General features: G+C 72.2%; 6 protein-coding genes and 1 tRNA gene. 3 read left to right on the forward strand and 4 right to left on the reverse strand.

Features of this window, described 5'->3' with window-relative positions:
* Nucleotides 1-235 precede the first annotated feature (235 nt).
* Nucleotides 236-1,234 (forward strand): serine hydrolase domain-containing protein, encoded by a 999-nt coding sequence (locus VGH85_07840; protein ID HEY2173709.1) that lies wholly within the window; start codon nt 236-238, stop codon nt 1,232-1,234.
* Nucleotides 1,235-1,370: 136 nt separating this feature from the next.
* Here VGH85_07840 and VGH85_07845 read toward each other — a convergent pair whose 3' ends face one another.
* Together VGH85_07845 and VGH85_07850 are read right to left on the reverse strand one after the other, a co-directional pair.
* The gene (locus VGH85_07845) at nt 1,371-1,601 is read right to left on the reverse strand and encodes a hypothetical protein (protein ID HEY2173710.1); all 231 of its coding nucleotides are present in this window, start codon (nt 1,599-1,601) and stop codon (nt 1,371-1,373) included.
* A 43-nt stretch (nt 1,602-1,644) separates the two neighbouring features.
* A tRNA-Leu gene (locus VGH85_07850) sits at nt 1,645-1,733 on the reverse strand.
* A 136-nt stretch (nt 1,734-1,869) separates the two neighbouring features.
* Between VGH85_07850 and VGH85_07855 the strand changes: the two genes are divergently transcribed.
* Together VGH85_07855 and VGH85_07860 are read left to right on the forward strand one after the other, a co-directional pair.
* Nucleotides 1,870-3,177 (forward strand): M20/M25/M40 family metallo-hydrolase, encoded by a 1,308-nt coding sequence (locus VGH85_07855; GenBank protein HEY2173711.1) that lies wholly within the window; start codon nt 1,870-1,872, stop codon nt 3,175-3,177.
* Nucleotides 3,171-5,153, forward strand: a complete 1,983-nt coding sequence (locus tag VGH85_07860; GenBank protein ID HEY2173712.1) for a prolyl oligopeptidase family serine peptidase — start codon at nt 3,171-3,173, stop codon at nt 5,151-5,153. Before VGH85_07855 ends, VGH85_07860 begins: the two co-directional genes overlap by 7 nt.
* Before the next feature lie 3 nt (nt 5,154-5,156).
* Here the strand turns inward: VGH85_07860 and VGH85_07865 are convergent, their stop codons facing one another.
* Nucleotides 5,157-5,378: a DUF5703 family protein gene (locus VGH85_07865; protein HEY2173713.1), complete on the reverse strand. Its 222-nt coding sequence runs from the start codon at nt 5,376-5,378 to the stop codon at nt 5,157-5,159.
* 100 nt (nt 5,379-5,478) lie between these two features.
* Entirely contained in the window at nt 5,479-7,401 is a 1,923-nt protein-coding gene (locus VGH85_07870) for an AAA family ATPase (protein ID HEY2173714.1), read from the reverse strand.
* Nucleotides 7,402-7,581: the final 180 nt, after the last annotated feature.

A 7,581-nucleotide genomic window follows, 5' to 3' on the forward strand; every position in this document is an offset into this window, starting at 1 on the left:
CCCGATTCGAAGGCGTGCGCCGGGTTGCCGCGGGCCAGGAAGCGTCCGCCGGCGGCCCGCATGGCCGGGCCGGCGAGCTCGATGTAGGCGGCGAGCTTGTCGTTGTCCTTGATCGTCGTGAACGTGTTGATCCAGTAGGCCCTCGCCATGTCCCGCTCCTCCTCGCCGCTCGACTGTGAGGATCGATCTTGCCAGTAGGGGCGTGGGGGTGAGCGGACGCTGGTTGAATGCGCGCATGGGTTCGTCCGACCGTGCGATCGGCGACGAGGTCGCTCGCCTCGCCGGTGACTTCTCCGGCGTGGTGTCGGTGAGCCGCGGCGATGAGATCGACTACGAACGGGCTTACGGACTGGCCGACCGCCGGCACGGTATCGTCGCGACGGCCGACACGATGTTCGCCATCGCAAGCGGCAACAAAGGATTCACCGCTCTCGTCGTCGCCGGACTGATCGCCGAGGGTGCGCTGCGGTGGGACACCCGGCTGCGTTCTGTGCTCGGCGCCGACCTCCCGCTGATCGCCGACGACGTCACGGTCGAGCAGGTCCTCGCGCACCGGTCCGGGATCGGGGACTATCTCGACGAGGAGCACGAGGACGAGTTCCTGCTACGCGTGCGGATGCAGGACCTGATCGCCACCGCCGACTACCTGCCCGCCCTCGACGGCTTCCCGACAAGCTTCCCGGCGGGCGAGCGATTCGCCTACTGCAACGGCGGTTTCGTCGTACTCGCCGTGGTCGCCGAGCGCGTCGGGGGAGGGTCCTTCTACGATCTCGTCGGCGAACGCGTCCTCGCCCGGGCCGGCATGGCCGACACCGGATTTCTCCGTTCGGACGACTTGCCCGGTCGAGCCGCGGTCGGCTATCTCGATGACGGTCGCACCAATGTCTTTCATCTGCCGGTGCGCGGTAATGGCGACGGTGGCGCGTATTCGACCGTCGCCGACTTCCGCGCCTTCTGGGCGGCGCTCTTCGCCGGCGCGATCCTGCCGCCGGACGTCGTGGCCCGGATGGTGACCCCGATCAGCGACGTACCGGAGAGTCGGAGCCGCTACGGGATGGGCTTCTGGCTGCATGCAACCGGCTCGACGGTGTATCTCGAGGGTGCCGACCACGGGGTGTCGTTCCGCAGCGCGCACGATCCCCGGTCCGGCCGCACGTGGACAGTCGTGTCCAACACGACCGATGGCGCCTGGCCGATCGTCAGGCTGCTGATGGATCGTTTCGCGGACGCCTAGAGCGTGTTACGCCGCACCGGCCTCCGCCCCTCCGGTGAGCGAGCTGCGCCGCCGCATCATCGTGCGCCCTACTCGCATATCTGGCCAGGAAGTGCGAGTAGCACGCACGATGTCGCCGGCGTCGTCCCCGTGACCGCTACGCGGGCGCCCGCTCGATGTCCGGCTTGGTGTCCGAGAGGGTGTCTGGACTCACCACATCGGCGTCGGCGCCCGCTGGCGCGAAACACCGGTCAAGATCGCCGTCGCCGACCTGCACATCCGCATCAGCATCCCCGACGGCACCCTCATCCGCGAACTCATCCTCGACCCCACCCGCGACTACCAGCACAAAAGAAAACACCCCCAGCCAAGGGCTGAAGGTGTTCACTATGACCCGAGACATCCGTCCACGATGTCCCGAGACATCACATTGGTGTCCGAGGGGGGACTTGAACCCCCACGCCCATTAATAGGGCACTAGCACCTCAAGCTAGCGCGTCTGCCATTCCGCCACTCGGACCTGCGACGGCCTGCCGTATCCGACTGCCGCGCTCGGCCTAGCACTCTATCGGACCCGGGCCCGGTCTCCCCAACCAGCGCCCACAGGTGCTCCCGGCCGCCCGCATCGAGCCGGGCCCGCCTGGTAAAAAGTCCCCATGAGCCCCACCGCCGAGGACGAGGTCGTCGAGCTGTGCTCCGACCTCATTCGCATCGACACGACCAACACCGGCGACCCGGACACCACCCAGGGTGAACGCACGGCCGCTGAGTACGTTGCGGCCAAGCTCGAAGAGGTCGGGCTCTCGACCACCCTCCTGGAGTCCGAACCCGGCCGGGCAAGCGTCGTGACCCGCATCGAGGGCGAGGACCGGTCCCGGCCGGCGCTGCTCCTGCACGGTCACCTCGACGTGGTGCCGGCCGACCCGGCGGAGTGGAGCGTGCACCCGTTCTCCGGCGAGGAGCGTGACGGCTACCTGTGGGGCCGGGGCGCGATCGACATGAAGGACATGGACGCGATGATCCTGGCGCTCGCGCGGCAGTGGATGCGCGACGGGCGCAAGCCGCCGCGCGACCTCGTGCTCGCGTTCGTCGCCGACGAGGAGCACGGCGGCCGGAAGGGCGCGCGCTACCTCGTCGACAACCACGCCGACCTCTTCGCCGACGCGACCGAGGCGATCAGTGAGGTCGGCGGATTCAGCCTCACGGTGCGCGACGACCTGCGCCTCTACCTGATCCAGACCGCCGAGAAGGGCCTCGCCTGGATGCGGCTCACGGCCTCCGGCCGACCGGGCCACGGCTCGATGGTGCACGACGACAACGCGGTCACCGAGCTCAGCGCGGCGATGGCCCGGCTGGGCAGTCACCAGTTCCCGGTCGTCATGACCAAGACCACCCGCGCGTTCCTGGAGGCGCTGGCGGAGACCTTCGGCGTCGACTTCGACCCCGACGACATCGAGGGCACGCTGGCCCGGCTGGGCAACCTCGCCCGCATCGTCGGCGCGACGCTGCGCAACACCGCCAACCCGACGATGCTGCGGGCCGGCTACAAGAGCAACGTCATCCCCGGTACGGCGTCGGGCACCGTCGACGGCCGCTTCCTGCCCGGTCAGGAGCAGGAGTTCGAGCGGCAGCTCGACGAGATCCTCGGGCCCGACATCAGCCGGGAGTGGATCGTGCACGACCAGGCGGTCGAGACGACCTTCGACGGAGCCCTGGTCGACGCCATGTCCGCGGCGCTGCGGGCCGAGGATCCGGCGGCGAAGCCGGTGCCCTACATGATGTCCGGCGGCACCGACGCGAAGTCGTTCGAGCGGTTGGGCATGCGCTGCTTCGGTTTCTCGCCGTTGCTGCTGCCGCCCACGCTCGACTTCGCGGCGCTCTTCCACGGGATCGACGAGCGGGTGCCGGTCGACGGCCTCACCTTCGGCGTCCGGGTGCTCGACCGCCTCCTGAGGTCGTGTTGAGCGCGCCGGCCACGGTGCCCTACGGCGCCTGGCCCTCGCCGATCACCGCGGCCGACGTCGTCCGGGCCGGGCGGCGGCTGTCGCTCCCCGCGATCGTCGGTGCCGAGCCCTGGTGGATCGAAGACCGCCCGCACGAATCGGGTCGCTACGCCGTGCTCCGCCGGGCGGCCGACGGCTCGATCGTCGAGGTGTTGCCCGCTCCGTGGAACGCCCGCAGCCGGGTGCACGAATACGGCGGCTCGTGCTGGTTGACCGTCCCGTCCGACGACGGGTACTTCCTGGTCTTCTGCCATTTCGACGACCAGCGGATCTACCGTCTCGAGCCCGGCGGATCGCCGGCGCCGCTGACGCCGGCCCCGCCGACCCCGTCAGCCGACCGTTACGCCGACCTGGTGCTCGGGCCGGACGGTACGGAGATCTGGTGCGTGCGCGAGTCCTACCGCGACGACAAGGTCACCCGGCATCTGATCGCCGTGCCGCTGGACGGGTCCGCGGCGGCCGAGCCCGACCGGGTTCGTGAGCTGGTCGGCGGGAGCGACTTCCTGGCCTTTCCGCGGCCGTCCGCCGACGGACGCCGGCTGGCGTGGATCGCCTGGGACCACCCCCAGATGCCGTGGGACGGCACCGAGCTTCGGGTTGCCGACGTCTCCGCCGACGGCACCGTCGGGCGCCCGCGGGTGCTGCTCGGGGGCCAGCAGGAGTCCGTGCTGCAGCCGGAGTGGGCCGGACCCGACAGCCTCTACGTCATCAGCGACCGGTCCGGGTGGTGGAACCTGCACCGGGTCGGCCTCGACGGCGCCGCCCCCGAGGCGTTGTGCCCGCGGGAGGAGGAGTTCGCCGGTGCCCTGTGGACCCTCGGTCAGACGTCGTACGCCGTACTCGGCGACGGCCGGCTCGCGGTGGTGCACGGGACCGACGAGGAACGGCTCGGCCTACTCGATCCGGCCACCGGTGCGCTGCGCGATCTCGACCTTCCCTGCACGACCTATGGCAGCACGCTGTCGACCGACGGTCGACGGCTCGCCGTGGTCGGTGCGGCTGCCGACCGTCCGACCGCGGTCCTGCTCGTCGACCCGTCGGACGGATCGTTCGAGGAGGTCCGTCGGGCCACGGACGAGGCGGTGCCGACCGACTACCTCCCGGCGACGCGCACCGTGACGGTGCCGGGCGTCGGCGGCCGCGAGGTGCACGCCATCGTCTTCGCGCCCCGCAACCCCGACGTCGTCGGCCCGGAGGGGGAGCGTCCGCCCTACGTCGTCTCGGTGCACGGCGGGCCCACGGCCGGTTCCGCAGCGACGCTCGACCTGGCGGTCGCCTACTTCACCAGCCGCGGCATCGGCGTCATCGACGTCAACTACGGCGGCTCGACCGGCTTCGGCCGCGCCTACCGGGAGCGGCTGCGCGAACAGTGGGGCGTCGTCGACGTCGAGGACTGCGTGTCCGCGGTGCAAGGCCTCGTCGCCGCCGGTGAGGCCGACGGGGAGCGCCTGGCGATCCGTGGCGGAAGCGCGGGCGGGTGGACGACGCTCGCCTCGCTCACCAGCACCGACGTCTACGCCGCCGGCGCGTCGTACTTCGGAGTCGCCGAGCTCGAGCACTTCGTCGCCGACACGCACGACTTCGAATCCCGCTACGTCGACGGCCTGGTCGGGCCGTTGCCCGAGACGCGGGACCGCTACGTCGAGCGGGCGCCGCTCTCGCACGTCGACCAGGTCTCGTGCCCGGTGCTCCTGCTGCAGGGCGCGGAGGACGTGATCGTGCCGCCGTCGCAGGCGGAGATGTTCCGCGACGCGCTCGTCCGGCGCGGCATCCCGTATGCCTACCTGCTCTTCCCGGGTGAGCAGCACGGTTTCCGGCGGGCGGAAAACCGCATCACCGCGCTGGAGAGCGAGCTGTCCTTCTACGGTCAGATGCTCGGGTTCGACCCGCCGGGGATACCGCGATTGGAGCTGCAGGGCGGAACGTCGTCCGGCTGAGGATCAGAGCGAGGGCCCAGGCAGCCGCTGGTTGGTCCGGCGGCGGCGCAGCCACACCTGCCGGGTTCCGTCGGTGCGGAGCCGGAGCCGGGCCAACTCCCAGCCGCCGTATTCGGCCTGCAGGCTGAGTTGCACGGCGGCGCTCCGCCGGTCCGTGCCGGGCGGAATCCGCACCGGCACGTATTCGTAATCTGCTTCGATCACTCCACCGTCCACCGCGGCCATGCCCGCTATTGTGCACCGCCCCGCCGCGTTCGTCTCTAGCCGCCCCAGGTTTGCCCGCCGATCACCCGCCGGCAACGCGGACGGCCGGCATCGGGGGCGGCTATTCGGGCATCGCGTCGGTGAGCAGCTCGCCGAGCCTGGTCCGGCGCGGCCGGGACCCGATCCGGCGTACGGCATGTGCGAGCGCCGGTCCGGCGGCGTGCACGACGGACAGATGGGCCCGGGCGCGGGTGAGCGCGGTGTAGACCAGCGGGCGGGACAGCAGGCCGCCGGCCTCGGGCGGGAAGACCGCGACGACGGCCGGCCACTCCGAGCCCTGGGCGCGGTGCACGGTGATCGCCCAGCCGTGCACGATGTCGGACAGTGACCGGCCGCGTACGGTCGCGGGCCCGGAGGCGAAGTCGACGGTGACCGCACCGTCGCGTGCGGCGGTGACGACGCCGACCTCGCCGTTGGCGAAGCCGTTGGGCTCGACGTCGAGATGGTTGGCCGTGGCGACGACCCGGTCGCCGACGTCGAATCCGCCGACCGTGCCGTCGCCGGGATTGAGCGCGGCCTTGAGGACGCGGTTGAGCGCGATCGTCCCGGCCGGGCCCTTGTGAACCGGTGTCACCACCTGGATCTGGCTCGGCTCGATGGACAGCGCCCGGGGGATCGAGTCGGTCACCAGCTGCACCGTCCGGTGACCCGCCTCGGCCGACCCCCGGGCCGGGACGATCACCACCTCGCGGTCGGGGTCCTCGACCGGCGGGAGGTCACCGGCGCGCACCGCGGTCGCCAGCCGGGCGATGGCCCCGCCCTCCGCCTGCCGGTAGAGGGTCGTGAGCTCGGTGACCGGAATGACGCCGGACTCGACGATGTCGGCGAGCACCCGGCCCGGGCCGATCGACGGCAGCTGGGCGGCGTCGCCGACGACGAGCAGGTGGGTGCCGTCCGCGCAGGCGGCGAGCAGGGCGTCGGCGAGGTCGGCGTCGAGCATCGACGCCTCGTCGACGACGACGAGGTCGGCGTCCAGCGGCCACCCCTCACCGCGAGCGAACTCCGGCGCCGAGCCTGGCCTGCTGCGGCCGCCGGCCTGCGCCCCCAGCAGCCGGTGCAGCGTGCTGGCTGGAGCCCCGGCGAGCTCCTCGAGCCGTTTGGCCGCCCGGCCGGTCGGCGCGGCGAGGGCGATCCGGGCACCGGCCCGTTCGGCCCGGCGGACGACGCTCGCGACTGTGCGGCTCTTGCCGGTGCCCGGGCCGCCGGTGAGCACGCTCACGCCGTGCTCGAGGGCGGCCGCCACGGCGCGCTGTTGGCCGGCGTCGAGCGACTCGTCCGGCGGGTCGTCGGCCCCGTCGTCGGCTCGGTCGTCGGCAATCGGCTTCGCGGTGTCGGAGAGGCGGGCCAGCGCCTCAGCTGCGCGCTCCTCGGCGCCGGCGTAACGGGCCAGGGCGAGCACCGCGGTGCCGCCGAGGGTCGCGGCGACCACCCCGCGCGCGTCGCAGGCGGCGACCACCGCCGCCTTGGGGTCGCCGGCATCGGACGCGGCCAGCGCCGCGACCACCAGCTCGACCGGGACGGCGGTGTGCCCGTCGCGGGCGGCCCGGTTCAACGTGTCGACGACGAGCGCGCGGGCCCGCCGCGGATCGTCGCGCCGTACGCCGGGGACGGTCGTGACCGCGAACCGGTCGGCCTCGACGATCCGGACCTCGGGAAGGTCGACCAGCAGCCACGGGTCGTCCCGCAACCGCCGCGCGGCGTCGTCGCCGATGACCTCCGATGCGCGGCCGGCCAGCCGCGCGGGCAGGCCTGCCGCCACGATCAGCCGGGCCGTCTCATAGGTGCCGGCCGAGCCGATCCACGCGGACAGCAGGCGCCCCGCGCGGATCGAACCGACCTGCGGCAGGGCGCCGAGGCGCTCGGCGGTCACGTCGTCCGGACCGTGGATCCCGGCGTCGGGGAGGCCGGCGGCGAGCGCCCGGCTCAGGCCCGGCCACAGCCCCGACTCGCAGAATGCGGCGAACGCCGGGTCCGTCTCGGGCATGCGCCCGACCCTATCCGGGACGGTACGTTCGGCGGATCGCTGCAACGCCGGTCGTGGATGGCGGACCATCACGGAGTGATCCGAAACGCGAGGAGCTGAGCTGATGGACGAGGTCGACGTAGTCGTGGTGGGAGCCGGTCCGCCCGGCGAGGCGGCGGCGGGCCGGTGCGCCGAGGGCGG

This window comes from Mycobacteriales bacterium (assembly GCA_036497565.1).
Lineage (GTDB): Bacteria > Actinomycetota > Actinomycetes > Mycobacteriales > QHCD01 > DASXJE01.

What these genes read in the sequence shown, in the direction of transcription:
- VGH85_07855 (HEY2173711.1), top strand. Translation starts at nt 1,870, where the DNA reads ATGAGCCCCACCGCCGAGGACGAGGTCGTCGAGCTGTGCTCCGACCTC.
- VGH85_07840 (HEY2173709.1), top strand. Translation starts at nt 236, where the DNA reads ATGGGTTCGTCCGACCGTGCGATCGGCGACGAGGTCGCTCGCCTCGCC.
- VGH85_07865 (HEY2173713.1), bottom strand. Translation starts at nt 5,378, where the DNA reads ATGGCCGCGGTGGACGGTGGAGTGATCGAAGCAGATTACGAATACGTG.
- VGH85_07870 (HEY2173714.1), bottom strand. Translation starts at nt 7,401, where the DNA reads ATGCCCGAGACGGACCCGGCGTTCGCCGCATTCTGCGAGTCGGGGCTG.